Source organism: Pseudomonas sp. G5001 (assembly GCF_013385475.1).
Classification (GTDB): Bacteria; Pseudomonadota; Gammaproteobacteria; order Pseudomonadales; family Pseudomonadaceae; genus Aquipseudomonas.
In genome coordinates, this window is the sequence record NZ_JACAPZ010000016.1 from 110,713 (window position 1) to 135,819 (window position 25,107).

Genomic DNA, 25,107 nt, shown 5'->3' on the forward strand with positions numbered 1-25,107 from the left:
AGCGTGTCTGGCTTAGCGCGCTGCTCTCAGGTTCTTCGCGAGCAAGCTCGCTCCTACAGTAAATGGGTGTTTACCACTGATAGGTCGCACTGGCCTGCACGGTACGCTGTGAGCCATACCAGCACCACGAGTAGGAATAGCAGGACGCGACGTACTCTTTATTCGCCAGGTTGGTGGCGTTCACTGCCAGGCGCAGGTTGTCACCCTGACGATTGATGTGCGGGATGTCGTAGTGCACCGCTGCATCGAACAAGGTGTAGCCCGGCACCTTCAGGGTGTTGGCGGTATCGCCCCAGGAAGAACCGACATAGCGCGCACCGGCCCCCACGCCGAAGCCCTTCAGCGTGCCGTCGTGCAGGGTGTAATCCGCCCAGGCCGACGCGGTATGACGCGGCACCGCGTAGGTGGTGGTGCCTTCGGCCGCAATGGCCGGGCCGACACCGATGTCGCTGATGGGCGCATAACGCACGGTGTTGTTGGATTTGCTGATGCGGTTATCCAGGTAGGCATAGGCCGCAGTGATATCCAGGTTGTCGTTCAGGCTGGCCTTGCCTTCCAGTTCAAACCCGCGGGATTGCACTTCACCGTCCTGAATCTGGCAGCGCGAGCCGTTGCACAGGTGGGAAGCGTCCGGGTCCAGCGTCGGTACGTTGGTCTGGCGCAGGTCGAAAATGGCAGCCGTGATGAAGCTGTTGCTGCCCGGCGGCTGGTACTTGATGCCGATTTCCGTCTGCTTGCCCTCGGTCGGCTGGAACGTCGAACCGCCGTAGCCCGTGCCGGATTGCGGCTGGAAGGATTCCGAGTAGCTGACATACGGCGCCAGGCCGTTATCGAACAGGTAGACCAGGCCCAGGCGGCCGGTGAAGGCCTTGCTGTCCTGGGACGACTTGGTCTTTTTCTGGGTGGTCATCGCCAGGGTACTGTTGTCGGTGCTGGCCCAGTCATAACGCCCGCCCATCAACAGCACCCATTTGTCCCACTTCATCTGCTCTTGCAGGTACACCCCCGTTTGCTCGCTGCGCGAGGTGGCGTCGCTGGTGTACGCCGGCACCGGCACGGCCGCGCCGTAGACCGGGTCGAAAATATCCAGCGTAGGCCCTGCCGTGTACACGCCGCTGCCCGACTTGGTGTCGGTGCTGGTGTTCTGGTAGTCGGCGCCCATCAGCACGGTGTGCTGCAACGGCCCGGTGTCGAATTTGGCCTGCAACTGGTTGTCGAGGGCATAGGCGTCGATGTTCACGTCGCTGGCGATGGTCGAGCGGCGGATGGTGCGGTAATCGCTCTCCAGGTAGTTGCTGTAGAGGCTGCGGTATTGCCCTTCGCTGCGCAGGTAGCGCGCATTCTGGCGCAAGGTCCAGACATCGTTGAAGTGATGTTCGAAGGCGTAGCCGATGGAGTAATACTCGCGGTCGCTCTTCTCGAAGTTTTTCTCGCCGTCGTAGAAATCCACGTCGATCTTGCGCCCCGTCGGGCTGTGCAGCACCGAGCCCCAGGCTGGCATCGAGCCGTAGGACGCGCCCTTGGGGTCCTTCTGGAAGTGCCCGAGCAAGGTCAGCGAGGTATTCTCGTCCGGTCGCCAGGTGAAGGCGCTGGACAGGGACTGGCGACGGGTTTCGGTGTGCTCGATCTGCCCGTCGGCATCGTCGAACAGGCCGGCAACGCGGTAGGAATACACGCCTTGATCGTCCAGCGGGCCACTCAAGTCAAAGGTCGTGCGCTTCTTGTTGAAGGTCCCGTACTCGACGCCGACTTCATGGAACGGTGTGTCCAGCGGGCGTTTGCTGACCATGTTGATCACCCCGCTGGGGGTGCCCTGCCCGTACAGCACCGACGCCGGCCCGCGCAGCACTTCGACGCGCTCCAGGTCGAAGGCGTCTTTTTGCGGCAAGGCATCCCGGCTCGACGGCATGCGCAGGCCGTCGAGGTAGGTCGCCGGGGCAAAGCCACGGATGGTCAACTGGTCGAGGCGCGAGGCGGTGGAGCCACGGGTTTCCGGGATCACGGCAGCGCTGTAGCGCAGGATCTGGTTGAGGCTCTCGGCGTTCTGCGCGCGCATCTGGTCTTTGGTGACCACTGAGATCGACTGCGGGGTTTCGATCAGTGCGGTGTCGGTCTTGGTGCCCGACAGGCTGCGGGTGGCCACGTAGCCAGACACCGGGCCGGTGGGGCTTTCCGACTGGTACGCGCCGCTGATGGTGGTGGCCTGCAACTCCATGGCGCCATCGGTGTGCGGGATGGCTTCGAGACGGTAGCGGTCGTCGGCGATCTTCAGGGCTTGCAGGCCGCTGCCGGCCAACACTTGGGCCAGGGCGGCGTCGGTATTGTATTGCCCGTTCAGGCCATTGCTGTGTTTGCCACGGGTCAGGCTCGAATCAAAGGCCAATACCAGGCCCGCCTGTTCGGCGAGGCTGTTGAGGGCCTGGCTCAGGTCACCGGCGGGAATGGAGAACGCAGCGCTTTCAGCCGCGTAGGACGCTTGAACGGTCAGCAGGGGTACGGCGGCAAACGCCATCGCCACTGAAAGGGTCAATGGCTGTAAAGGACGAGCAAGGCGCGACATGAGAAGTCCTGGGAAATGGGGGTTCTATTAGTCATGACGGCCATGTCGGAAAATCGGGTATGAATGAGAGCAGTTTTTATTCAGACTTTTTACAGCGGCTTGATCACCACCACCAAATCGGTGAAGTACTCGACCTTGATCGGCAGGTTATCCGCCAGTGACGCCAGGGCCGCGCCGGTGTCGTCGAGCTTGAATACCCCGGACACGCGCATCCCTTGCAGCGCCTGCGGATCAAAGCGCACCAGCCCATGGCGGTAACCGGCGAGGGTTTGCAGGACCTCGCTCAGGGGTTGGTCGTCGACCTTGAGCAAACCACGGGTCCAGGCGTCCGGGTCGGCGTTGCCGATGGGTTGTGGGGTGCCGGCACGGCCGTCCTGGAGCGTGGACTTCTGCCCCGCCGGCACTTTCACGTCGCCCGCAACGGTGCCTTTGACGGCCACGGTGGACTCGATCACGGTGACCACGGTCGCGCCATCCTCGGCCTTGCGCACCAGGAACCGCGTGCCCAACGCCGTGGCCGTGCCCTGGTCGGTGTGCACCACGAACGGCCGTTGCGCGTCCTTGGCCACCTCGACCCACATCTCGCCCTGCAACAGTTCGATCACCCGTTGGTGGCCGTCAAACTTCACGTCCAGTGCCGAGTTGCTGTTGAGCTGCACCTGGCTGCCGTCGGTCAGTGCCACCTGGCGCCGTTCGCCCACGCTGGTGCGTTGGTCGGCCATCCACACCGGCAGGCGCTCAATCCCGGCCCAGCCGCACAGCAACACACCCAACAGCGCGACGGCCTGGGTGCTACGGGCGGCGAACCTTGTTTTCTGTGGGGCAAATGCACGGTTCAGGGCCATGCGCGCCGGGGCAGCGGGCAACTCGTCGAGGCTGCCCCACAGGCTGCGCATGCGCTCGATGGCGACGGCATGCCGTGGATCGGCCTGGCACCATTTCTCGAAGGCCGCGCGGTCGGCCTCGGTCACGTGGTCGTCGTGCAACAACGTCAGCCAGCGGGCGGCTTCACTGATGATCTGCTCGGAACTCACGACAGCGGGTCCGCCCCGTGCAGGGTGTGATAGCAATGCACCAACGCACTGGAGATGTAGTTCTTCACGGTGCTGGAAGACACCTGCAGTTGTTCGGCGATTTCGCTGTAGGTCAGCCCGTCGAGGCGACTGAGCAGGAATGCCTCGCGGGCCTTGGCGGGCAGGCCGATGAGCATTTCGGCAATGCGTTCCAGGGCCTGCAGTGCCACATGAATCGCCGCCGGGTCCGGCATGCCGGCATCTTCGCTCTGGATCGCCAGGGCTTCCATGTAGGCCTTTTCGATGCGCCGCCGACGCGCGCCATCGATCATCAAGCGCCCCGCCGTGGTGGCCAGGAAGGCGCGGGGTTCCTTGATGGTATGGGGGTCGGCCAGCAGCAGGATGCGGATAAACGCGTCGTGGGCCAGGTCGGCGGCATGTTGCGAGCAGCCGAGTTTCTTGCGCAGCCAACCGTGCAACCAGGAATGATGGTCGCTGTAGAGGGTGGTGATGGTCTGCTGGCGACGGGCTATATCACCATCAGCTACAGGAAAGTCATGCATGCGCAAAAATTTCTCAAACAAGAAAGATTACCAATTGCGCGAACGATGACAGTAAAACGAAGGGGGAGCAAGGATGGAGTGATGGCTTGCAACGAATCTGCGACTTGCTGTGCCCACCTTGAAAGCGACCAGTGCGCACGCGACACTTCTGCGACTCATACAAGGACATCACGCATGACAACCTTCGCCAACACGGTCTCCACCCGCGAGGCCTATCAACTGCTCAAGGACGTGGCATTAGAGGTTCGAACGCTGAAACCCGTCAGCTCCAGCGACGAGCAAATGGTTGTCGACATCGACGGCTGGCAGGTCACGCTGTCAACCTGCGGGACGGCTCTGGAGTGCTGCCTGCGCTGTATTGCACCGGATAACAGGCAAGGTTCACTGGACACCTGGCAACGTTACGGCACCAATCCGCTCGATCTGATGAGCCTGTGGGAGCGAACGCAGCTGCAGCGCCTGGTGCATGCAGCCTTCGTTCGCTGAACGTACGCTTTGCCCGCAATCACCCACTGCCAACATCAAACACTTTACGGATTAACGCCAGTTCCAGGAAACCCCGGTGTAAACCCCCATGCCATCCCCCGGCGTCGACCGCGCCACGTCCAGCCCCTTGTCGTCATAACCCGGCGTGACCGTGTTCGCGTAACGCCGGTTGGTCAGGTTGCGCAGGTCGACCCAGGCTTGCCAGTCGTGCTTCGGCGCGTCGTACCCGAGCGTCGCGCCGAGCAGTGTGTAGGCCGCCGCGTAGTAGGAGTTGGCGTAGTCCACCGCGACCCGCGATGAATGTTCGCCATTGAGGCTGGTGTAGAAACCGCTCGGGTGGCTGTAGCGCAATTGCGCCTGGTAGTAGTGCCTGGGGATGCCGGGCAAGGTGTTGTCGCCGAAGCGGTCGTCGTTGCGGTAGTGGAAGTCGCTGTAGGTGTAGGCCTGGCGCAGGGCGAGCTGGCCCGTGCGGCCACCGTCCCACAGCGGGCTGATCAGGCTCAGCTCCAGGCCTTGGTGCACGGTTGGGCTGGCGTTGGATTCGGCGATTATTGCGGACGTGGTGGACGTCGCGGCCTGGGTTTCGACGCTGAGCAGTTCGTGGCGCACCTCGGAGCGGTACAGCGCCAGGTCCCACTGACCGAACCACGCTTCACCGCGACCGCCGACTTCCAGGGTGGTGGCGGTCTGGTTTTTCAGCTTCACCCCTTCACGCTGCAAACCGCTGGCCGGGCCGCTGCCCACGGGGAAGTACTTGTTGGAGCCCCAGATCATCGACCACGCATGGGGCGGTTCCACCGAGCGACTCAGGTTGCCGTACACCTGCAATTGGGGGCTGAAGTCGTAGCGCAGGCCAACCCTTGGTGCGTAATCCCAATCGTGCTGGCTGACGGGTGTGTGGGTCTGCGGGTAGCTGACTTCGGTTTCACGACGGGTGTAGATCGCCGCCAGCCCGGTGGTCAGCCACAGGTCCGACAGCAGTTCCAGGTCATTGCCGATATGCAGCACGCTGTCCGAACCCAGGTAGCTGTAGTCGCGGGTCCTGGTGCCGGGCGCGTAGCCCGCCGTATTGCCGGTGGGGATCCGCACGAACTCCGAGCCGCCGTTGTTCGGCATCGCCTGGGTGGTGCGCAGGCCGAGGGTGGTCTTGCTGTCACGCCCGAACAATGTGTCCTGGCGGATGTAATTCAGGGTGCCGCTGACGTCGGTGTAGGCAACCTTGAGACGATTGGTGCCCTCGCGCAGGTCCATCGGATAATCGTGATACGCCAGCCCGACCTCGACCCGGGCGTTGTCGTCCAGGTGCAGGGTGGTTTTGTTGGCGATCCAGGTCGAGCCCGGTTGCGTGCGTTTCGAGTCTCGCGCCACGTTGAGGCTGGCGGCGGCGCGCGGGTCGTGGCTGATCTGGTCGCGGGTCAGTTTGCCGGGGGAATCGTTGTCAGTTTCGCGGTAGCGAAAGTAGAAGCGGGTTTCCAGGTCGGGGTTGAAGCGGTAGCCGAAGTTGGCCGCGATGCCCTTGCCGCTGCCGGCGCTGTGGTCCTGGAAACCGTCGTATTGCGAGTCGGTGAGGCTGATGTAGTAGTCGGCATCCCCCAGCACCTGGCCCGAACTGATCTCCCGCTGGCCGTAGCCATGGCTGCCGGCTTCGTAGCGTACTTGCAGCCTGGGCGCGTCGTAGCCGGTGTGGGTCACGTAATTGACTGCCCCACCCAGGGCCAATGCGCCCTGGTCAAAACCGTTGGCGCCACGCAGCACTTCAACGCGGCTGAGCCACAACGGGTCCTTGAGTTCGTAGGGCGTGCCACCCGGGCCGGTCAGTGGCAGGCCGTCGAAGGTTTCATACAGGCCGGAAGCGTGGGCGCCTGGGCCCCGGTTGATACCCGAGCCACGGATCGAAAGCTTCACCCCTTCGTTGTTTGCCGCCTTGGCATAAACACCGGCCTGGTACTTGAATACGTCCTCGTTGGTGCTCACCCGCCCCTGATCGACGCTGCCCATGTCGATGTAGTTGGTAGCGCCGGGCACGCTCTTGAGCTGGACCTCGGCCAGTTCGTCGGCGCTGAGTTCGGCGCTGCTGACTTCGACGGGTGCCAGTTGCAATGTGTCGTCAGCCTGGGAAACCGGGCTGAAGCTCAGGGCGGCGCCAAAGCCCAGCAAGGGCCAGGCTTTTCGGGAGGTGAACGGAAACGCGGGGGGCATGGGGGTAAATCCTTGGAATTCGTTTTTGCGACGGGCTCGGTCCGGCACAAGGTCTGTGGTGGGAAGCCCGTGAAGCGCGGCGGGTCACCATTGATGAACGCACAGGCCCCCATTGGTGTTAAGTCCAAAATAGAATTACCAAATGCAAACTCAGTATTTATGGAAATAAGCGGCACCGATTACTGTAGAGCCATTGAGTCCCCAGAGATTTACGTCATGCAAACATCCGCCACCGTCATCGATTTCACCCTCCACCGCAAACGCCGCCAGGCTCGCGCAGCGGCTGAACTGATGTGGGCGATGTATGCGGCACGGGCCGGGGTCGCGCTGTTTACCGCACACGTCACCACGTCCAGCGATACCCGCCGGGCGTGAGGCGATGAATTTCCTGCACGCGATACCCGAAGTGCCCGACCTCCCCACCAAACCCAAGGACTGTAACAGCGGCGACGATGACGCCATCGGCCAGTGCGTCGCGCAGAACCTGCAGCGCCTGCGCAGTAAACGCTACCTGTCGCTGGATGCCCTGGCGCGCAACTGCGGCGTAAGCCGGGCGATGCTTGCGCAGATCGAGTCCGGGCGCAGCGTGCCGTCGATCAAGGTGCTGTGCAAGATCGCCAAAGGCTTGAAAGTGTCGGTGGCGGCGTTCCTGGAAAATCGAGCGTTCGAAGGGGTTGAGCTGCTGCCGGCGCAACAAAGCAAACGCCTGGTGAGTGCCGATGGCAGCTTCATCAGCCGGGCGCTGTTTCCCTACGATATGGCGCGCCAGTCGGAGTTCTACGAGATACGCCTGAAGGCCCTCGGCGAGGAGATTTCAGAAGGTCACGGGCCCGGCATCCAGGAAAACCTGGTGGTGGCCCAGGGCGTGCTGGAAGTCAGCGTCAACGAGGAACGCTACCTGCTGTCCACCGGTGATTCGATCCTGTTCTACGCCGACCAGCCCCACCGCTACCGCAACCCCGCAGACAGTGAGGCGGTGGCGTTCCTGGTGATCACCTACCCGGAACGCCTGGACTGAAACGCAAAAAGCCCCGGCACACGCCGGGGCTTTTTGATTTCACGCCAAACCAATCAGCAGGTGCAGCACATCATCGGCATGCCGTTGCAGCTCATCATCATCGGCATGGCGCAGTCGTTCATCATCTTCATCATCAGCATGCAGCAGTTGTTCATCATGTCCATGCTCATGCCAGGCATCGGCATCATCTTGCAGGTCATGCAGTCGGCTTCCATCTTGCATTCCATGACGCACTTCATCATCGGCATAGGCATGCCCATCGGCATCATCATCGGCATGTTCATGGTCGACATGCTGTTCATCATCGCCATGCCGTCTTCAGACATGCACATCATCGACATGTTGGCGCACTGCATCATCATCGGCATGCCGCAGTTCATCATCATCGCCATCATTTCGGCGTTATTCTTGAACATCGCCATGTCCATGCCCGCGGCCGGCTTCATGGTGCACATCATGGCCTCTTCGGTCATCTTGCAGGTCATGGTTGCCATCATCATCGGCATGCCCATCATCGGCATCATCGGCATCGCGTTGTTCATTGGCATCTGCATGGCGTTCATCATCTTCGAAACTCCGTAATCGACAGGAAATGAGTAAGTTCTGGGGCCGATTCTAGAGAGGCCGCACAACGGCGCAAGACGCTGGCCCAGCAGCAGGAATAGACGCTGCATGGGGATTTCCCGGGGCGCGGCAGCGGATAATTCCGCGATGACAGATGCTTTGGCGTGATCACGCCGGCCGGCTCCGCTATCAGGGCCAAACCGGCGCGATGGATATGCGATTGGGGAATGGCCCCCAATCAGAAGGAAATAAACGATCTAACCACGGTAGAAATACCCGCTCATTCGGCGAAGAAGCGGTTCGCCGGACGCGGCAGTCCGAGGTTTTCCCGCAGGGTAGAGCCTTCGTACTCGCGCCGGAAGATCCCGCGCCCCTGCAACTCGGGCACCACCCTGGCCACAAAGTCATCGAGCCCGCCCGGCAGCCACGGGAACATGATGTTGAAGCCATCGCTGCCCTCTTCTTCCAGCCACTGCTGCATCTCATCGGCAATACTGTGGGCGGTGCCGACAAACGAGAGACCTGCATAACCGCCAAGACGCTGGGCCAATTGGCGCACCGTCAACTGTTCGCGATCAGCCAGCGCCAGTACCCGTTCGCGGGAGCTCTGGCTGGCGTTGGTTTGGGGAATCGCCGGGAGGTATTGGTCGGGATCAAACTTCGTCGCGTCGGTACCCAGCGCGATCGACAGCGAGGCAATCGCACTTTCGTAATGCACCAGGCTGTCGAGATGCGCACGAATCCGCCGCGCATCTTCCAGCGTATCGCCGACCACCACAAACGCCCCGGGCAAGATCTTCAGATGGTCGGGATGCCGCCCCACCGCCAGCATCCGGCGCTTGATATCGGCATAGAATTTACGCCCTTCCTCGAGCGTGCCGGGCGCCACGAAGATCACCTCGGCGGTTTCTGCCGCCAATTGCCGGCCGGGCTCCGAGGCGCCGGCCTGCACGATCACCGGCCAGCCCTGCACCGGGCGGGCAATGTGCAGCGGGCCGCGCACATTGAGGTAGCGGCCCTGGTGATTGAGGGTGTGCAGCTTGTCGGGGTCGAAGTACACACCGCTGTCGGCATCGCGGATGAAGGCATCATCGGCCCAACTGTCCCAGAGCCCGGTGACCACATCGTAGAACTCCCGCGCACGGGCGTAGCGCTCGTCGTGGGCATAGGCCTGCTCCAGACCGAAATTCTGCGCCGCATCCGGGTTGGCAGTGGTGACGATATTCCAGCCGGCGCGGCCGTTGCTCAAATGATCCAGGGACGCAAAGCGCCGGGCAATGTGGAACGGTTCGTCGTAGGTGGTCGAGGCCGTGGCTACCAGGCCGATGTGCTCGGTGGCCTGGCTCAGGGCCGACAATAAGGTGAACGGTTCGAAGGAGGTGGCGGTGTGGCTGCGCTTCAACGCGTCGATAGGCATGTTGAGCAGGGCGAGGTGGTCGGCCATGAAGAACGCATCGAAACGCGCTTTCTCCAGGGTTTGGGCAAACTGCTTGAGGTGCGTGAAGTTGAAGTTGGCGTCACGGTAAGCGCCGGGATAGCGCCAGGCGCCGGTGTGGATGCTGACCGGACGCATGAACGCGCCCAGCTTCAGTTGGCGTTGAGTGGTCATGGAAAGCCCCTGATCGAGAGGGGCCCAGCATCGGATGGGCGAACGGCGTCTGTCTAATAACCAAAGGATCTGACTTATGCCTGCGCGGATCGGCTGTTGTAGTCCGCCAGAAATTCTTCGGAGGCGACATGGTCTGCCATGCCCCGCAGCTGCGCGGCCGAATCATGCCCCAGCACCTCCTCTACCCGGTTATTGGCCGCCGCCCAATACACCAGCGCCTCACTGAACAGCGCTTCGCCCTTGGGCGTGAGCACGCAGCGTTTGGTGCGCTTGTCCAGGGCATCCGGGCGCAGCTCGACAATCCCGTCGCGCACCAGCGGCTTCATCGCATGGGTCAGCGCCGACATCAGGATCGCCAGGCGTCCGGCCAGCTCCTGCAACGTCGGCCCTGCCTGCTCATCCACCGCCGCCCACCGGGCGATTTCACCCAGCAAGCCGACCTGCGTAGCCTTCAGGCCAATCGGCGCCAGCGCTTCGTCATACAGTTGGCCCAGCCGCCGGGCGGCACGGCGCAGTGCGTTGTTGGTGCACGCCACGTCCCCCAGCAGGCTCAAAAGGTCGGCACGGGCATCAGGCTTGTCAGTCTTGTGTGTTGGCATTTTCAGATCCTCCATGCCGGTAGAATGATTGAGTACTAAACCATTGACAAGGACAAACGCCAAGCCTATAACTTGAGCCCTCAACAATATTGGTTGAGTACTCATCTATTGGAGCCGTTCATGTCGATCCCTGCTTCCACAAAAATTGCCCTGATCACGGGTGCTTCTTCAGGTATTGGCGCCGTGTATGCCGACCGATTGGCAGCCCGTGGCTACGACTTGATCCTGGTCGCCCGTCGTGAAGACCGCCTCGAAGCCCTGGCGGCGAAGATCACTCAAGCCTACGGGCGCGAGGTCCAGACCATCGGCGCCGACCTGGTAAACCCCGCGGACCTGGCCCGTGTTGAAAGCCTGCTCGCCGGCAACCCGGCGATCCAGGTGCTGGTGAATAACGCCGGCCTGGCCCGCCTGCATCCGCTGGCTCAATCCTCGGTCGAGGATTCCACGACCCAGATCGCCCTGAACATCACCGCCCTCACCCGCCTGACCCACGCGGCGCTGCCGGGCATGCTGGTGCGCAATGAAGGTTTGATCATCAACGTGGCATCGGTGTTGGGCGTGCACTCGCTGCCGGTCAGCTCGGTGTACAGCGGCACCAAGAGCTATGTCCTGGCATTCAGCCGTGGCTTGCAATCGGAACTGGCGGAAACCGGGGTGAAGGTGCAGATCGTGTTGCCGGCAGCCACCGCTACCGAGATCTGGGACGCGTCGGGCATTCCGCTTTCCGCCCTGGAACAGGAGTCGGTCATGACCACCGAAAACCTGGTGGACGCGGCACTGGCCGGGCTGGATCAGGGTGAGACGATCACCTGGCCGTCGGTGGCCGATGGTTCGTTGTGGGAGACCTATGATGCGGCGCGTGGTGCGTTGTTTGCGGCCACGCAAACAGGCAAGCCGGCGCCCCGGTATGGGATTGTCTGAGGCGCCAGCCGGCTTTATTGAATACCGATGGAAATGCGCCGCACAGTCTGCTCCTCACGGGGCAGGCTGATGTCGCCTTCGTAGGTGCACTCGCGGCCGGTGCAGCTGTTTTCCACGGTCACCGGCGCAAGGCTTTTGACCGGAAAGCGCGGCTTGGGCTCAGCCTGCGGCGTGAGCGGTACAGCGCTGAGGACAGGTGCCTCGTAGGTCAGGTCCAGGCTGGACGCGTGGGCCTGGGTGGCCAGAACGGCGAGCAGTGCGCTCGCCATGACAGTCCTTGTAAACAACATCGAAATCTTTCCGGGCAGCAAAAAATGAAGGGGCAATGATAACCCCTTGAGCTGCCGGGTTGAAGTCAACGTGCCTGGACGGCAGGTTCCAGCACCAATACGTTGGAGGGGCCCGCACGGAATGTCGGGTTGTGCTTCGCGGCTTCCAGCATGTGCGGCGCTGCGTGGTGATCCTTGAGCGCCGCCTTTGAAGCCCACGTCTCGATCAACACAAAACTGTCGCTGTTGCCCTCGACCGGATGCAGGTCGTACTGGATGCAACCGGCTTCGGCCCGGACCAGCGGAGCGAGCCCGGCAAAGGCCGCCAACTGGTCCGCACCCCGGCCAGGCTGGGTATTGATGATGACGACAAGCCGCACTTCATCGGACATAAACAGCACCGTTATCGATAAGGAAATTGAGGCGCCACAGTAAGGGATGCCATTCTCTGGCGCTATGAAAAATCTATCAGTAAGCTACTTTCACTGATTGGATTGAGTCAGCACTCAAGCCCTCCCCCTTTTCTGCACCCGGCGATAACCACGTGATCGAAGTAACCGAAGTTTCCATTGCCCAGCTGCGCACTGCGCTCGAATCCGGCCAGACCACGGCGGTTGAACTGGTCGAGGCTTACCTCGCCAGGATCGACGCCTACGACGCCCCCACGACTGCCACCGCGCTCAACGCGGTGGTGGTGCGCAACCCGCAAGCGCTGGAGGAAGCCCGGGCATCCGACGCACGCCGGACCAGCGGCACAACCCTGGGCCCGCTCGACGGCATTCCCTACACGGCCAAAGACAGCTACCTGGTCAAGGGCCTCACCGCCGCTTCCGGCAGCCCGGCTTTCGCGAACCTGGTTGCCTACCGCGATGCGTTCACCATCGAGCGACTGCGGGCAACAGGCGCCATTTGCCTGGGCAAGACCAACATGCCGCCGATGGCCAACGGCGGCATGCAGCGCGGCGTATATGGCCGGGCCGAGAGCCCGTACAACGCCGACTACCTCACCGCACCGTTCGCCTCGGGCTCCTCCAACGGCGCCGGCACGGCCACTGCGGCGAGCTTCGCGGCGTTTGGCCTGGCGGAAGAAACCTGGTCCAGCGGGCGCGGCCCGGCGTCCAACAATGGCCTGTGTGCCTACACCCCGTCCCGTGGCGTGATCTCGGTGCGCGGCAACTGGCCGCTGACCCCGACCATGGACGTGGTCGTGCCTTACGCCCGGACCATGGCCGACCTGCTTGAAGTGCTCGACGTCGTGGTCGCAGAAGACCCCGACACACGCGGCGACCTGTGGCGGATGCAACCCTGGGTGCCGATCCCCGGCGTCGCCTCGGTACGCCCGCAATCCTACGCAGACCTGGCCGCGACCGGCGATGCACTCGCCGGCAAACGCTTCGGCGTGCCGCGCATGTACATCAACGCCGACCCCGAGGCAGGCACCAGCGACGCCCCGGGAATCGGCGGCCCTACTGGCCAGCCAATCAAAACCCGGGCCTCGGTGATCGAGCTCTGGGAAGCTGCGCGCAAGGCACTTGAAGCCGCCGGCGCAGAAGTGGTCGAGGTGGATTTCCCGCTGGTCTCCAATTGCGAAGGCGATCGCCCGGGCGCACCGAAAGTGTTTACCCGAGGCCTGGTGTCCAAGGAATTCCTCCACGATGAATTGTGGGAACTGTCGGCCTGGGCGTTCGATGATTTCCTGCGGGCCAATGGCGACCCTGCGCTGAACCGCCTGGCGGATGTCGACGGCCCGAAGATCTTCCCCCACGACCCCGGCACCCTGCCCAACCGCGAAGACGACCTGGCCGCCGGCATGGACGAATACGTGCGCATGGCCGAGCGCGGCATCACGCCGTGGGACAAGATCAGCACCGTGCCCGACGGCCTGCGCGGCCTGGAACAGACACGACGCATCGACCTTGAAGACTGGATGGATAACCTGGGGCTGGATGCGGTGATTTTTCCGACAGTCGCCGACGTAGGTCCGGCGGATGCGGATGTGAATCCCGCGTCGGCGGATATCGCCTGGAGCAACGGAGTGTGGGTCGCCAACGGCAACCTCGCCATCCGCCATTTGGGCGTGCCGACAGTGACGGTGCCCATGGGCGTCATGGCCGACATCGGCATGCCGGTGGGGCTGACATTTGCCGGCCGGGCGTATGACGATTCGGCGCTGCTGCGATTGGCATCGGCCTATGAGTCGACGGGCAGCAAGCGCCTGGTGCCGCCGCGCACGCCGGCGCTGGTGGCTCGTCAGGACTGATTGATTTCGCTGCTGATCTTGCGCATCAACCGATCGGCTTCCGACCCGGGTTCAAATCGAAAGCCACGCATCTCATCGAGGAGCAGGCAATCGCTGATGGCCTCCCAAAGTTGCTCCTGGGTCGGCTTGTTGCGCAACAGTATGTATGAAAGCAGCAGGCGTTCGAGGGGAACGCCTCGAATACAGGCCGTTTCAATGATTGCCAGCAGGATAAAGCGCAGTCGAACTTCCCGCTCCGTGGGCCAAACCGTTTTTCGCTTACCCAATGCCGGGCCTCAGTGTCAGGAAAAGCGTGAGGCTATGGCCCAGAGGGGTGGCGTTTCAAGCGCTGCATGGGGAGAAAGCCCTGCTCCTACACAAAACAGGGAAAAAGCCCACGAAATCACCCCGCAGATCAACAGCCTTTCACACACGCTTGCCCATCAACGGATCACTGATGCTATGCGCCCCCGTCTCGATCCGCCCCGCCACCCGCCGAACCCAGCCATGCTCGTCACGTAGCTTGAAGTCATACCAGCCCCCATTCGGCTGGCAGGAGAACGTTCGTTGCACGGTACTGCCGCCCGCAATCTCCAGCAGCCACGGCCCCTGCTTGGTGTAAGGGCAACGCTCGATGGTGATTGAGGCCGCACGCTTGCCGGGGTTGACCAGGGTCAGCAGCAAGGTGTCGCCGTGATACGCCAGGGATAACTCCGGCTCGCGACGCTGCAGGTGCCCCTTGAACGAACGGTGGAACCCATTCGGCCCCAACAGCCAGAGCTTGTAGGCGCCCGCCACTTGCCAGGTGTCACTGAGGTGTTTGCCGGCTTCCACCGTGTAGCGGCGCGGTACCTCGTCCAGGTGCAGGCGGTCGTAGACGTGGAACACCACGCCCTGTTCGCCATTGTTGAAGAAGTCCAGGCTCACCGAACTGGCGCGACGGTCAACCGAGCCTTCAACGTTCAATTGGTACGGCAGCGCCCGGGATGGCCGCGCCATTCGCGCCTGGAAAGGCGCCTGTTGCTGGCCCACCGTCGGCAGGGCGACCTGGGGCAGTTGCTCCTGGCGTTGACGCAGGGAGTCGGCGGCCTGGCGGCTGATGGTGTGCAGCGGCGGCAGGGTCTCGGTGTTGGGGTTGACGAAGTTGAAGGCCGAGGTGAGGTCGCCGCACACCGCCCGGCGCCAGGCGCTGATATTGGGTTCGCGCACGTGGAAACGCTTCTCCAGAAACTGCAGCACGGAGGTGTGATCAAACGCCTGGGAATTGACCCAGCCACCACGGCTCCACGGCGACAGCACCAGCATTGGCACTCGCGGCCCGGGGCCGTACACCCCGCCGTCCGGCGCGGGTTGCTGGCTTGAACCGGGCGGTGCCGGGTGGGTGAAGATCTCGCTGTCGAACTTCACCGTGGACTTTCCGGCAAAGCTGCCGTCCAGGCGTTTGGACGGGGCTGACGGCGACGGCACGTGGTCGAAGAAACCGTCGTTTTCATCGTAGTTGACCAGCAGCACGGTCTTGCTCCACACGTCCGGGTTGGCGGTCAGTGCCTTGAGTATTTCCTGGGTGAACCAGCCGCCTTGCACCGGGCTGGAAGGCCCGGGGTGTTCGGAGTAATCGGCCGGCGCCACCAGCCAGCTCACCTGTGGCAGGCGCCCGTCGTTCACGTCCTTGCGAAAGCCCTGGATGATCGATTCCAGGTCGCTGCCGCTGACCGCCGGCAGGGTGTTGCCATTGCCTTTATACAACGGCACGCGGGCGTTCAGTTGATCGCTGTAGGGCACAAAATCCTTGAAGTCTTTCGGTGGCACGGCGGGGTTGCCGGCCGCGACGCTGGCCGCACGAAACTGGCGAAACCCGGCCAAGGGGTTGTCGCCAAAGTTATCCGGCAGGTACTGGTAAACCTTCCAGCTCACACCCGCTTCTTCCAGGCGCTCGGGATAGGTTTTCCAGGTGTAGCCCACGCCCACCGCGCCGGGGCCGTCCCATTCGTTGACCACCGCCGCCACATTTGCACCGGTCGGGCCGTTGGTGCCGGTCCAGTGGAACAGCCGATTGGGATTGGTACCTGCGTGTACCGAACAGTGGTAGGCGTCGCACAGGGTAAAGGTGTTGGCCAGGGCGAACTGGAACGGCACTTCCTGCTCACGGTAGTAACCCATCGAGGTGGGTGTCTTGAACGTTGGCCAGGCGTTCATCCGGCCGCTGCTCCAGGCGGCGTGCTCGTCGACCCAGGAATGCGGCGTGCCGCTGACCCGCTGCGCGTTGCCACGGGAGCTGTCCAGGTGATAGGGCAGGATCCGCCGCCCAACGCCCTGCTGCTCCCACACCCGGTGCCCGCCCGGCAGTGGAATGGTGAAGCGGTCACTGAACCCGCGCACACCCGGCAAGGTGCCGAAGTAGTGATCGAAGGAGCGGTTTTCCTGCATCAGGATCACCACATGTTCGACGTCCATGAGGGTGCCGGTGCGGTTGTTGGCGGGGATCGCCAGGGCCTGGCGAATGGAGTCGGGCAACAGGGTGTAGGCGGATCCGATGGCAGCTGCTTGCAACAACGTTCTGCGTGTAAGAGTCGGCATAAGACGATTCAATCCCTTGAAGTTCTGGAGCGAAGCTCAGGACAAAATAGGGACTCAAGGCGACAAAGAAATGACATCGCTCGAATCGCGCTCGACCTGCCCCACCTGGTACTCCCTCGGCGTACACCCGAACTCGCGCTTGAACACCGTGTGCAGGTACTGGGCGGATTTGAACCCGCAGTCATAGGCAATATCCGCAATCGCGGCCCTGGTATTTTCCAGGCTGGAAACCGCAGCCGCGAGTTTGAAGCGCAGGATTTCATCGTGGACGCTGCGGTTCAGTTCACTGCGAAAATGCGCTTCCAGGGACGACCGCGACACGCCGACGTAGTTGGCGACCTGGGCGGTCTTGATGCCCTGGCAGGCGTACTGGCGAATGAAATGCAGCGCCTGCATCACGTAGGGATGGCCGAGGGGTTGGTGCAGGCTTGAGGTCTGCACGTTGACCGCTTCCGGCGGCACCAGGATCTGGCTGCCTGCCGAAGGCATGCCGTGCAGCATCTGGTGCAGCAGGCGCGCGGCGGTGCGGCCCATTTTTTCAGTGCCCTGGATCACCGAGCTCAGCGGTACACGGGTCAGGGTGCGGGTCAAGGGGTCGTTGTCGATGCCGATCAGTGCCACTTGCTCCGGCACCGGGATGCCGGCGGTGAGGCAGGCCTGCAGCAACTGGCGGGCACGGGCGTCGCTGACCGCGATGATGCCGATGGGTTTGGGCAGGCTGTGCAACCAGGCAATTTGTTGCTCCACCGCCGAGTCCCACAGCGGCGCGCTGGTGCCGAGCCCGCGATACACCTCCACCGGCAAGCCATCGCGCTCCAGCAGGCGGCGGAAGGCTTTTTCGCGCTCCTGGGCCCAACGGTTGATATCGGCTTCAGGCAGGCTGAAACAGGCAAAGCGCGTCAGCCCGGCTTCGATCAGGTGTTCATAGGCCAGCTTGATCAAAGCAAAATTGTCAGTGGCCACATACGGAGTATGCCGTGGGTAAGCCCGCTCATCCTCATAAGACCCGCCCACCGCCACCACCGGCACATGCACACCCGCCAACGCGGGGCCCATCGCCGGGTCGTCGAAGTCGGCAATGATCCCGTCGCCATGCCAGCGCTCGATACCCTTGAGCCGGCAGACGAAGTCCTCTTCCAGGAACAGATCCCACGACACCCGCGTACTGCTCAGGTAGTTGCCGATCCCGGTGATGATGCCGCGATCGTAGATCTTGTTGCCATTGAACAGCAGGGCAATCCGGTGCACAGGCGGGACAGTTTTCACAGGGGCGGCTCCATGCGATATGTCGCGCCACTATGCGCGCAAAACCACTCAAAATCGAACCCCGCTCTGGTGATTTTCATAATCGGTTGGCCGGGGGCCGTTGCTAGTATCGAGGCAAGGTTAACGTGCACTCATAACAACAAGGATCTGGCGATGCCCTACTTTCCCGCGGTCGAAAAAATCCTCTATGAAGGCCCCGATAGCGACTCTCCCCTGGCCTTCCGGCACTACGATGCAAACAAGCTGATCCTCGGCAAACCGATGCGCGAGCACCTGCGGATGGCCGCGTGTTACTGGCACAACTTCGTCTGGCCCGGCAGTGACATGTTCGGCTCCGGCACCTTCCAGCGGCCCTGGCAGCAACCGGGGGAAGCCCTGCAAGTGGCACGCGGCAAGGCCGAAGCGGCGTTCGAGTTTTTCTCCAAGCTGGGCATCGACTACTACAGCTTCCACGACACCGACGTGGCCCCAGAAGGCGCAAGCCTGGCGGAGTACCGCGACAACTTTGCGCGAATGGTCGACCAGCTCGAAGGCCATCAGGAACAGACCGGTATCCGGCTGCTGTGGGGCACTGCCAACTGCTTCAGCAACCCGCGCTTTGCCGCCGGCGCCGCCAGTAACCCGAACCCGGAAGTGTTTGCCTATGCGGCGGCCCAGGTGTTCAGCGCGATGAATGCCACCCACCGTCTCAAGGGCTCCAGCTATGTGTTGTGGGGCGGCCGCGAAGGCTACGAGACCCTGCTCAATACCGACCTCAAGCGCGAGCGCGAGCAACTCGGGCGGTTCATGCGCATGGTGGTCGAACACAAATACAAGATCGGCTTCACCGGCGAGCTGTTTATCGAGCCCAAGCCACAGGAGCCCACCAAGCACCAATACGACTACGACAGCGCCACCGTGTTTGGCTTCCTGCATCAGTTCGGCCTGGAGAAAGAGATCAAGGTCAACATCGAGGCCAACCATGCCACCCTCGCCGGCCACAGCTTTCACCATGAGATCGCCACCGCCGCATCCCTGGGGATTTTCGGCAGCATCGACGCCAACCGTGGCGACCCGCAGAACGGCTGGGACACCGACCAGTTCCCCAACAGCGTCGAGGAGCTGACCCTGGTCACCTACGAGGTACTCAAGGCCGGTGGCTTCAAGGGAGGTGGCTACAACTTCGACTCCAAGGTACGCCGCCAAAGCCTCGACGAAGTTGACCTGTTCCATGGCCACGTGGCCGCAATGGACGTGCTGGCGCTGTCCCTGGAACGTGCCGCCGCCATGGTGCAGAACGACGCCCTCGAACAGTTCAAGGCCCAGCGGTATGCCGGCTGGGACCAATCCTTCGGGCGTGCCGTGCTTGGCGGCGACTTCAGCCTGGCGTCGCTGGCCGAGCATGCCTTCAGCCACCAACTGAACCCACAAGCTGTGAGTGGCCGCCAGGAGATGCTCGAAGGCGTAGTGAATCGCTTTATCTACCCATGACCGCTACGCTCCAGGTCCAGCAGTGCGTCTAAACAACAATAAAAGGGACTCACCATCATGAAACACCTGAAAACCGTCTTGCTCACCAGCGTTCTGGCACTGCTTTCCAACTCGGTCATGGCTGACGCGGCCCACCCGAAAATCGGCTTTTCCATCGACGACCTGCGCCTTGAACGCTGGGCCCGCGACCGCGATTATTTCACCGCCGCCGCCGAGCAACTGGGGGCCAAGGTCTACGTGCAGTCGGCGGACGCCAACGAGCAACGGCAGATCTCGCAGATCGAAAACCTGATCTCCCGGGGCGTCGACGTGATTGTGATCGTGCCGTTCAATGCCACGGTGCTGAACAACGTGGTGGCCGAGGCCAAGAAAGCCGGGGTGAAAGTGCTGTCCTACGACCGGCTGATTTTGAATGCCGATATCGACGCCTACATCTCCTTCGATAACGAAAAGGTCGGCGAGATGCAGGCCCAGGGCGTGTTGAGCGCGCAGCCTAAAGGCAATTACTTCCTGCTGGGCGGCGCACCTACCGACAACAACGCGAAGATCCTGCGCCAGGGCCAGATGAAGGTGCTGCAGCCTTCGATCGACAAGGGCGACATCAAGATTGTCGGCCAGCAATGGGTCAAGGAATGGAACCCCACCGAAGCCCTGAGCATTGTCGAAAACGCCCTGACCGCCAACAGCAACAAGATCGACGGCATCGTCGCCTCCAACGACGCCACCGCCGGCGGCGCGATCCAGGCCCTGGCGGCACAAAAACTCGCGGGCAAGGTGCCGGTCTCGGGCCAGGATGCCGACCTGGCCGCGATCAAGCGCGTGATCGCCGGCACCCAGACCATGACCGTCTACAAGCCCCTGAAGCTGCTGGCGTCCGAGGCGGCCAAGCTCTCGGTGCAACTGGTGCGTGACGAGAAACCGGCCTACAACTCGCAGTACGACAACGGCAGCAAGCAGGTGTCGAGCATCCTGCTCAAGCCGACCGCGTTGACCAAGGACAACGTCAACGTGCTGGAAGAAGACGGGTTCTACACCAAAGCGCAAATCGCCGGGCAGTAAGCGTACGGCTCACTGCAGGGGCGGTTTGAGGCCGCTCCTGCCTTTTCGCTGTGGAATGAGTGCCCGCCATGTCCGACTACCTGCTGGAAATGAACAACATCGTCAAGACCTTCGGCGGCGTCAAAGCCCTGAATGGCATCGACATCAAGGTAAAACCCGGGGAATGCGTAGGGTTGTGCGGCGAGAACGGCGCCGGCAAATCGACCCTGATGAAAGTGCTGTCGGCGGTGTATCCCCATGACACCTGGGACGGTGAAATCCTTTGGGACGGCCAGCCGTTGCGCGCCCACTCCATCGCCGAAACCGAAGCCTGCGGCATCGTGATCATCCACCAGGAACTGACCCTGGTACCCGACCTCTCGGTGGCCGAAAACATCTTCATGGGCCACGAACTGACACTGCCCGGCGGGCGCATGAACTACCCCGCCATGATGCACCGTGCCGAAGCCCTGATGCGCGAGCTGAAAGTGCCGGACATGAACGTCGCCCTGCCCGTTTCGCAATACGGCGGCGGCTACCAGCAACTGGTGGAAATCGCCAAGGCCCTGAACAAGCAGGCGCGCCTGCTGATCCTCGACGAACCCTCCTCGGCGCTGACCCGCTCGGAAATCGAGGTGCTGCTGGACATCATCCGTGGGCTCAAGGCCAAGGGCGTCGCCTGCGTGTACATCTCCCACAAGCTCGATGAGGTCTCGGCCATCTGCGACACCATCGCGGTGATCCGCGACGGCAAACACATCGCGACCACGGCCATGGCCGAGATGGACGTGTCGCGCATCATCACGCAGATGGTCGGCCGTGAGATGAGCAACCTCTACCCCACCGAACCCCATGCGGTCGGCGAGGTGCTGTTTGAGGCGCGCAACATCACCTGCCACGACGTCGATAACCCGAGCCGCAAGCGGGTGGACAATGTCTCGTTCAGCCTGCGCCGTGGCGAAATCCTCGGCATCGCCGGGCTGGTGGGCGCCGGCCGCACGGAACTGGTCTCGGCGCTGTTCGGCAGCTACCCCGGGCGCTACCAAGGCGAGGTGTGGCTGGATGGCAAACCGATTGATACACGCACGCCGCTGAAGTCGATTCGCGCCGGGCTGTGCATGGTCCCGGAAGACCGCAAGCGCCAGGGCATCGTCCCGGACCTGGGCGTTGGGCAAAACATCACCCTGGCGGTGCTGGACCGTTTCTCGCACCTGACGCGCATCGATGCCGAGGCGGAACTGGGCAGCATCGAGCAGGAAATCAAGCGCATGCACCTGAAGACGGCGAACCCGTTCCTGCCGATCACCAGCCTGTCCGGCGGCAACCAGCAGAAGGCCGTACTGGCCAAGATGCTCCTGACCAAACCCCGGGTGCTGATCCTCGACGAACCGACCCGTGGCGTGGACGTGGGCGCCAAATATGAGATCTACAAATTGATGGGCGCGCTGGCGGCCGAAGGCGTGTCGATCATCATGGTGTCCTCGGAGCTGGCCGAGGTGCTGGGGGTCTCCGACCGGGTGCTGGTGATCGGCGAGGGCCAGTTGCGCGGCGACTTCATCAACCAGGGCCTGACCCAGGAACAGGTGCTCGCCGCCGCCCTCAGCCAACCGAACGGGCATGACAATAATAATGATCGGAAGTCCGCGTAAATGAACCAGGTCAAACAGCTCTTCACCCGCTACAAAATGCTCGCCCTGTTGATCGCCGTGGTGCTGATCTGGGTGTTTTTCAGCTGGCAGACCGAAGGCGGTTTCCTGACCCCGCGCAACCTGTCGAACCTGCTGCGGCAGATGTCCATTACCGGCATCCTGGCCTGCGGCATGGTGCTGGTGATCATCAGCGGCGAGATCGACCTGTCGGTGGGCTCGATGCTCGGTTTGCTCGGCGGCGTCGCGGCGATCCTGGATGTGGTTTATCACATTCCCCTGCCGCTGAACCTGGCCATCGTCGCCCTCTGTGGCTTGCTGATTGGCCTGGGCAACGGCTACATGACCGCGTACCTGCGCATCCCCTCCTTCATCGTCGGCCTGGGCGGCATGCTCGCGTTTCGCGGGGTGCTGCTGGGCATTACCGGCGGCACCACGATTGCACCGGTTTCGCCACAACTGGTGTACATCGGCCAGGGTTACCTGCCGACGGTGGTCGGGGTGATTCTCGGCGTGTTGCTGTTCGGGCTGGCGATATTCCTGACCTGGCGCCAACGCCACAACCGCGCCCTGCACGGCTTGGCGCTGCCGTCGATGCTGCGCGACAGCGTGCGCGTGGTGTTGATCGGTTTCGTGCTGGCCGGCTTCGTCTACACCCTCAACAGCTACGACGGCATTCCCGTGCCGGTGCTGCTTCTGCTGGTGCTGCTGGGGGTGTTCAGTTACGTCACCAGCCAGACCGTCTTTGGCCGGCGCATCTACTCGGTGGGCAGCAACATGGAAGCCACACGCCTGTCGGGGATCAACGTGCAGGCGGTCAAACTGTGGATCTTCGGGATCATGGGCGTGATGTGCGCCCTTGCCGGGCTGGTCAACACCGCGCGCCTGGCGGCGGGTTCACCTTCGGCGGGCAACATGGGCGAACTGGATGCTATCGCGGCGTGCTTTATCGGCGGTACATCGATGCGCGGCGGTTCGGGCACGGTGTACGGCGCCCTGCTCGGCGCACTGGTGATCAGCAGCCTGGACAACGGCATGTCGATGCTCGACGTGGACAGCTACTGGCAGATGATCGTCAAGGGCAGCATCCTGGTGCTGGCGGTGTGGGTGGATGTGAGTACGCGGACGGGGCGTCGCTGAGGTTGGGGCAATGGCATGGAGCTTGCTCTTGACCAGCAGGCGGCCGATATCGGCCTCGACTTGAGCAGAAACGACCCACGAGGCACATGCCATGCACAGTTTGTTCTTTGCAACCGCTCAGATGATCAACGGCCGCGTACAGTCCGTTGATTCCATGGACAAACATCCGGACCCTAGGGCAATGCCCCTTGAACTGCAGGCAAAGCTTGGCATCGCCCTTGGGCTGCTGGCCCTCGGCAGCTGTTTCGCGCTGTGGTTGATCGGCGCCTGAGCCTGCCCCAAAAAGAGGCCGGTGTTACCGCCCGGGCAACCCTATCGGGCGGTCCGGATCATGTCGGCAGCTTTTTCGCCGATCATGATGCACACCGAGTTGGGGTTGCCTGAAATCAGGGTCGGCATGATCGACGCATCGGCCACCCGCAGCCCTTCGATGCCATGCACCTTGAGGTCCGGCCCCACCACTGCCCGCTCATCCACACCCATGCGACAGGTGCCGGATGGATGCAGTGCGGCGTGGGCTTCCTGATGGCAAAACCGCTTCATCGCTTCGCGCGAACGCACGGTGGGTTCCGGTACATGCCGACGAGCCACGTAGGGTTTGAAGGCCGCCTGGGCCATGATCTGTTCGCCCACAAGGCAACCGTCCACCAGGCTTTCAATGTCGTACGGATCGGAAAAGTAGTTGGGCACGATGCGCGGCGGGGACATCGGGTCGGCGGAGTAAAGCTCCACATAGCCCCTGGACCTTGGCCGTATCTGCCCCAGGTTCAACGTGCAGCCATTGCCGCCGGGCACCGAATCCACACCCTCCTCGATGCCCGCGCCCACCACCATGAAATACTGGATATCCGGATGCACCGCCGTCTTGTCGCCCCACCAGAACGCCCCGCCTTCAATCAGGTTGGACGCCGCCGGGCCTTGCCGGAACAACGCGTACTGCAACCCCGCCATAAGCTTCCACCAGGGTTTTTTGTACTTGTCGTAGCTGTGGGGGCCGGTCAGCTCATACACCAGTGAAATTTCGATATGGTCCTGCAGGTTCTGCCCTACACCGGGCAAATCCTGAACCACTTTGATCCCGTGTTTTTCCAGTTGCTCAGCGGGCCCGATCCCCGACAACATCAGCAATCGGGGTGAGTTGATGGCGCCGCAGGACAGGATGATTTCCTTGTCGGCGTGCATCACCTGGCGCACGCCCTTCTCCAGGTATTCGATGCCGACGGCCTTGTTGCCTTGCATCAGGATACGCAGCACCCGGCAGCCGGTCTTCACCGTCAGGTTCTTGCGCGACTTGGCCGGCGCCAGGTAGGCCACGGCGGCACTGCTGCGAAAGCCGTTTTTGGCGGTGATCTGGTACAGCCCGCAGCCCTCGGGCTGGCCCGAGTTGAAATCTTCGTTATAGGGCAATCCAAACTGCTGGCAGGCCCGCAGCCAGACTTTGGTCAAGGGGTGGATATTGATCGGGTCCGACACCCCCAGCGGCCCGCCGACACCGTGCACCTCGTTGCAGAACCGCTCGTTGTCCTCGGCCTTTTTGAAGTACGGCAACACGTCTTTATACGACCACCCGGCGGCGCCCTGTTCGGCCCAACCGTCGTAGTCGGCGGGCACGCCACGGATATAAATCATCGCATTCACCGAGCTGCCGCCCCCGAGCACGCTGGCCTGGACCATGGTCGGCGTTTCGCTGCGGTGCTGGTCCTCGGTCGGCTCCCACGCATAACGCTTGAGCAGCGGGCCCTGGGCGGTCTTGTAGTAGGCGCCGGGAATATGGATGTAAGGGCTGCGATCCCGCGGGCCTTCCTCGAACAGCACCACCGACGCTCCCGCATCCTCACTCAGGCGCGATGCGACTGTGCAGCCCGTGGAGCCGCCCCCGATTACGATGAAATCCACCATGACAACCTCAGATCTTTTTAGTATTCAGCCA

The 25,107-nt window shown here is 62.5% G+C and carries 23 protein-coding genes; 11 read left to right on the top strand and 12 right to left on the bottom strand.

Translation table 11 applies throughout. The features are described 5' to 3' along the window. Positions 1-70: 70 nt before the first annotated feature. The 3 genes from HX805_RS14725 to HX805_RS14735 form a co-directional block, all read right to left on the bottom strand. Entirely contained in the window at positions 71-2,560 is a 2,490-nt protein-coding gene (locus tag HX805_RS14725; protein WP_177116980.1) for a TonB-dependent siderophore receptor, read from the bottom strand. Positions 2,561-2,649: 89 nt separating this feature from the next. Then, entirely contained in the window at positions 2,650-3,594 is a 945-nt protein-coding gene (locus tag HX805_RS14730; RefSeq protein ID WP_008435992.1) for a FecR family protein, read from the bottom strand. Beyond that, positions 3,591-4,136, bottom strand: a complete 546-nt coding sequence (locus HX805_RS14735; protein ID WP_003219688.1) for a sigma-70 family RNA polymerase sigma factor — start codon at positions 4,134-4,136, stop codon at positions 3,591-3,593. The genes HX805_RS14730 and HX805_RS14735 overlap by 4 nt, the downstream gene beginning before the upstream one ends. A gap of 174 nt (positions 4,137-4,310) precedes the next feature. On the opposite strand from HX805_RS14735, the gene HX805_RS14740 reads away from it, so the two are divergent. Continuing rightward, positions 4,311-4,622, top strand: coding sequence for a hypothetical protein (locus HX805_RS14740; RefSeq protein ID WP_102605590.1), 312 nt, complete (start codon positions 4,311-4,313; stop codon positions 4,620-4,622). A gap of 51 nt (positions 4,623-4,673) precedes the next feature. On the opposite strand, the gene HX805_RS14745 is transcribed toward HX805_RS14740, so the two are convergent. Continuing rightward, positions 4,674-6,821, bottom strand: a complete 2,148-nt coding sequence (locus HX805_RS14745) for a TonB-dependent receptor domain-containing protein (protein ID WP_177116981.1) — start codon at positions 6,819-6,821, stop codon at positions 4,674-4,676. 216 nt (positions 6,822-7,037) lie between these two features. Here HX805_RS14745 and HX805_RS14750 point away from each other — a divergent pair, with 216 nt between their 5' ends. From HX805_RS14750 to HX805_RS32610, 3 genes are read left to right on the top strand one after another with little or no spacing between them, the layout of a single operon-like run. Next, positions 7,038-7,196, top strand: a complete 159-nt coding sequence (locus tag HX805_RS14750; RefSeq protein WP_003219684.1) for a hypothetical protein — start codon at positions 7,038-7,040, stop codon at positions 7,194-7,196. Positions 7,197-7,200: 4 nt separating this feature from the next. Next, entirely contained in the window at positions 7,201-7,839 is a 639-nt protein-coding gene (locus HX805_RS14755; protein WP_008436005.1) for a helix-turn-helix domain-containing protein, read from the top strand. A 60-nt stretch (positions 7,840-7,899) separates the two neighbouring features. Then, positions 7,900-8,421 carry a hypothetical protein gene (locus HX805_RS32610; protein WP_043225000.1) on the top strand — a complete coding sequence of 174 codons (522 nt, stop codon included), beginning with the start codon at positions 7,900-7,902 and terminating at the stop codon, positions 8,419-8,421. Between the two features lie 262 nt (positions 8,422-8,683). On the opposite strand, the gene HX805_RS14765 is transcribed toward HX805_RS32610, so the two are convergent. Together HX805_RS14765 and HX805_RS14770 are read right to left on the bottom strand one after the other, a co-directional pair. After that, entirely contained in the window at positions 8,684-10,012 is a 1,329-nt protein-coding gene (locus HX805_RS14765; RefSeq protein ID WP_003219678.1) for an LLM class flavin-dependent oxidoreductase, read from the bottom strand. Positions 10,013-10,086: 74 nt separating this feature from the next. After that, the gene (locus HX805_RS14770) at positions 10,087-10,611 is read right to left on the bottom strand and encodes a MarR family winged helix-turn-helix transcriptional regulator (RefSeq protein WP_003219677.1); all 525 of its coding nucleotides are present in this window, start codon (positions 10,609-10,611) and stop codon (positions 10,087-10,089) included. Between the two features lie 120 nt (positions 10,612-10,731). Here HX805_RS14770 and HX805_RS14775 point away from each other — a divergent pair, with 120 nt between their 5' ends. Continuing rightward, positions 10,732-11,532 carry an SDR family oxidoreductase gene (locus HX805_RS14775; RefSeq protein ID WP_087693038.1) on the top strand — a complete coding sequence of 267 codons (801 nt, stop codon included), beginning with the start codon at positions 10,732-10,734 and terminating at the stop codon, positions 11,530-11,532. Between the two features lie 14 nt (positions 11,533-11,546). On the opposite strand, the gene HX805_RS14780 is transcribed toward HX805_RS14775, so the two are convergent. Next, the gene (locus HX805_RS14780; protein ID WP_003219674.1) at positions 11,547-11,801 is read right to left on the bottom strand and encodes a hypothetical protein; all 255 of its coding nucleotides are present in this window, start codon (positions 11,799-11,801) and stop codon (positions 11,547-11,549) included. Between the two features lie 86 nt (positions 11,802-11,887). Next, positions 11,888-12,193, bottom strand: coding sequence for a putative quinol monooxygenase (locus tag HX805_RS14785; RefSeq protein WP_003219672.1), 306 nt, complete (start codon positions 12,191-12,193; stop codon positions 11,888-11,890). Positions 12,194-12,345: 152 nt separating this feature from the next. Here HX805_RS14785 and HX805_RS14790 point away from each other — a divergent pair, with 152 nt between their 5' ends. After that, a complete protein-coding gene (locus tag HX805_RS14790) occupies positions 12,346-14,061 on the top strand; it encodes an amidase (protein ID WP_177116982.1) in 1,716 nt (571 codons plus the stop codon). On the opposite strand, the gene HX805_RS14795 is transcribed toward HX805_RS14790, so the two are convergent. The 3 genes from HX805_RS14795 to HX805_RS14805 form a co-directional block, all read right to left on the bottom strand. After that, positions 14,052-14,327, bottom strand: coding sequence for a hypothetical protein (locus tag HX805_RS14795; RefSeq protein WP_003219667.1), 276 nt, complete (start codon positions 14,325-14,327; stop codon positions 14,052-14,054). The genes HX805_RS14790 and HX805_RS14795 overlap by 10 nt on opposite strands. 139 nt (positions 14,328-14,466) lie before the next feature. Next, positions 14,467-16,617, bottom strand: a complete 2,151-nt coding sequence (locus tag HX805_RS14800; RefSeq protein ID WP_102369418.1) for a phosphocholine-specific phospholipase C — start codon at positions 16,615-16,617, stop codon at positions 14,467-14,469. A 54-nt stretch (positions 16,618-16,671) separates the two neighbouring features. Further along, positions 16,672-17,883 carry a DNA-binding transcriptional regulator gene (locus HX805_RS14805; protein ID WP_003219663.1) on the bottom strand — a complete coding sequence of 404 codons (1,212 nt, stop codon included), beginning with the start codon at positions 17,881-17,883 and terminating at the stop codon, positions 16,672-16,674. Positions 17,884-18,036: 153 nt separating this feature from the next. Here HX805_RS14805 and xylA point away from each other — a divergent pair, with 153 nt between their 5' ends. The 5 genes from xylA to HX805_RS14830 all read left to right on the top strand — a co-directional run bounded on the left by xylA (position 18,037) and on the right by HX805_RS14830 (position 23,448). Further along, positions 18,037-19,353, top strand: coding sequence for a xylose isomerase (gene xylA, locus HX805_RS14810; protein WP_003219661.1), 1,317 nt, complete (start codon positions 18,037-18,039; stop codon positions 19,351-19,353). Positions 19,354-19,410: 57 nt separating this feature from the next. Beyond that, complete coding sequence (gene xylF / locus HX805_RS14815; protein WP_177028798.1) at positions 19,411-20,412, top strand: D-xylose ABC transporter substrate-binding protein; 1,002 nt, start codon at positions 19,411-19,413, stop codon at positions 20,410-20,412. Positions 20,413-20,480: 68 nt separating this feature from the next. Then, positions 20,481-22,040 carry a D-xylose ABC transporter ATP-binding protein gene (gene xylG / locus HX805_RS14820; protein ID WP_177116983.1) on the top strand — a complete coding sequence of 520 codons (1,560 nt, stop codon included), beginning with the start codon at positions 20,481-20,483 and terminating at the stop codon, positions 22,038-22,040. Further along, entirely contained in the window at positions 22,041-23,177 is a 1,137-nt protein-coding gene (locus HX805_RS14825; protein ID WP_003219656.1) for a sugar ABC transporter permease, read from the top strand. Between the two features lie 91 nt (positions 23,178-23,268). Continuing rightward, positions 23,269-23,448, top strand: coding sequence for a hypothetical protein (locus HX805_RS14830; protein ID WP_032899468.1), 180 nt, complete (start codon positions 23,269-23,271; stop codon positions 23,446-23,448). Between the two features lie 41 nt (positions 23,449-23,489). Here HX805_RS14830 and HX805_RS14835 read toward each other — a convergent pair whose 3' ends face one another. Further along, a complete protein-coding gene (locus HX805_RS14835; protein ID WP_008436028.1) occupies positions 23,490-25,076 on the bottom strand; it encodes a GMC family oxidoreductase in 1,587 nt (528 codons plus the stop codon). Positions 25,077-25,107 lie beyond the last annotated feature (31 nt).

Coding starts and splice junctions, on each gene's coding strand:
- HX805_RS14835 (WP_008436028.1), bottom strand. CDS start 25,076: ATGGTGGATTTCATCGTAATCGGGGGCGGCTCCACGGGCTGCACAGTC.
- xylF (WP_177028798.1), top strand. CDS start 19,411: ATGAAACACCTGAAAACCGTCTTGCTCACCAGCGTTCTGGCACTGCTT.
- HX805_RS14770 (WP_003219677.1), bottom strand. CDS start 10,611: ATGCCAACACACAAGACTGACAAGCCTGATGCCCGTGCCGACCTTTTG.
- HX805_RS14725 (WP_177116980.1), bottom strand. CDS start 2,560: ATGTCGCGCCTTGCTCGTCCTTTACAGCCATTGACCCTTTCAGTGGCG.
- HX805_RS14740 (WP_102605590.1), top strand. CDS start 4,311: ATGACAACCTTCGCCAACACGGTCTCCACCCGCGAGGCCTATCAACTG.
- HX805_RS14825 (WP_003219656.1), top strand. CDS start 22,041: ATGAACCAGGTCAAACAGCTCTTCACCCGCTACAAAATGCTCGCCCTG.
- xylG (WP_177116983.1), top strand. CDS start 20,481: ATGTCCGACTACCTGCTGGAAATGAACAACATCGTCAAGACCTTCGGC.
- HX805_RS14830 (WP_032899468.1), top strand. CDS start 23,269: ATGCACAGTTTGTTCTTTGCAACCGCTCAGATGATCAACGGCCGCGTA.
- HX805_RS14765 (WP_003219678.1), bottom strand. CDS start 10,012: ATGACCACTCAACGCCAACTGAAGCTGGGCGCGTTCATGCGTCCGGTC.
- HX805_RS14775 (WP_087693038.1), top strand. CDS start 10,732: ATGTCGATCCCTGCTTCCACAAAAATTGCCCTGATCACGGGTGCTTCT.
- xylA (WP_003219661.1), top strand. CDS start 18,037: ATGCCCTACTTTCCCGCGGTCGAAAAAATCCTCTATGAAGGCCCCGAT.
- HX805_RS14735 (WP_003219688.1), bottom strand. CDS start 4,136: ATGCATGACTTTCCTGTAGCTGATGGTGATATAGCCCGTCGCCAGCAG.
- HX805_RS14755 (WP_008436005.1), top strand. CDS start 7,201: ATGAATTTCCTGCACGCGATACCCGAAGTGCCCGACCTCCCCACCAAA.
- HX805_RS14800 (WP_102369418.1), bottom strand. CDS start 16,617: ATGCCGACTCTTACACGCAGAACGTTGTTGCAAGCAGCTGCCATCGGA.
- HX805_RS14785 (WP_003219672.1), bottom strand. CDS start 12,193: ATGTCCGATGAAGTGCGGCTTGTCGTCATCATCAATACCCAGCCTGGC.
- HX805_RS14750 (WP_003219684.1), top strand. CDS start 7,038: ATGCAAACATCCGCCACCGTCATCGATTTCACCCTCCACCGCAAACGC.
- HX805_RS14780 (WP_003219674.1), bottom strand. CDS start 11,801: ATGGCGAGCGCACTGCTCGCCGTTCTGGCCACCCAGGCCCACGCGTCC.
- HX805_RS14745 (WP_177116981.1), bottom strand. CDS start 6,821: ATGCCCCCCGCGTTTCCGTTCACCTCCCGAAAAGCCTGGCCCTTGCTG.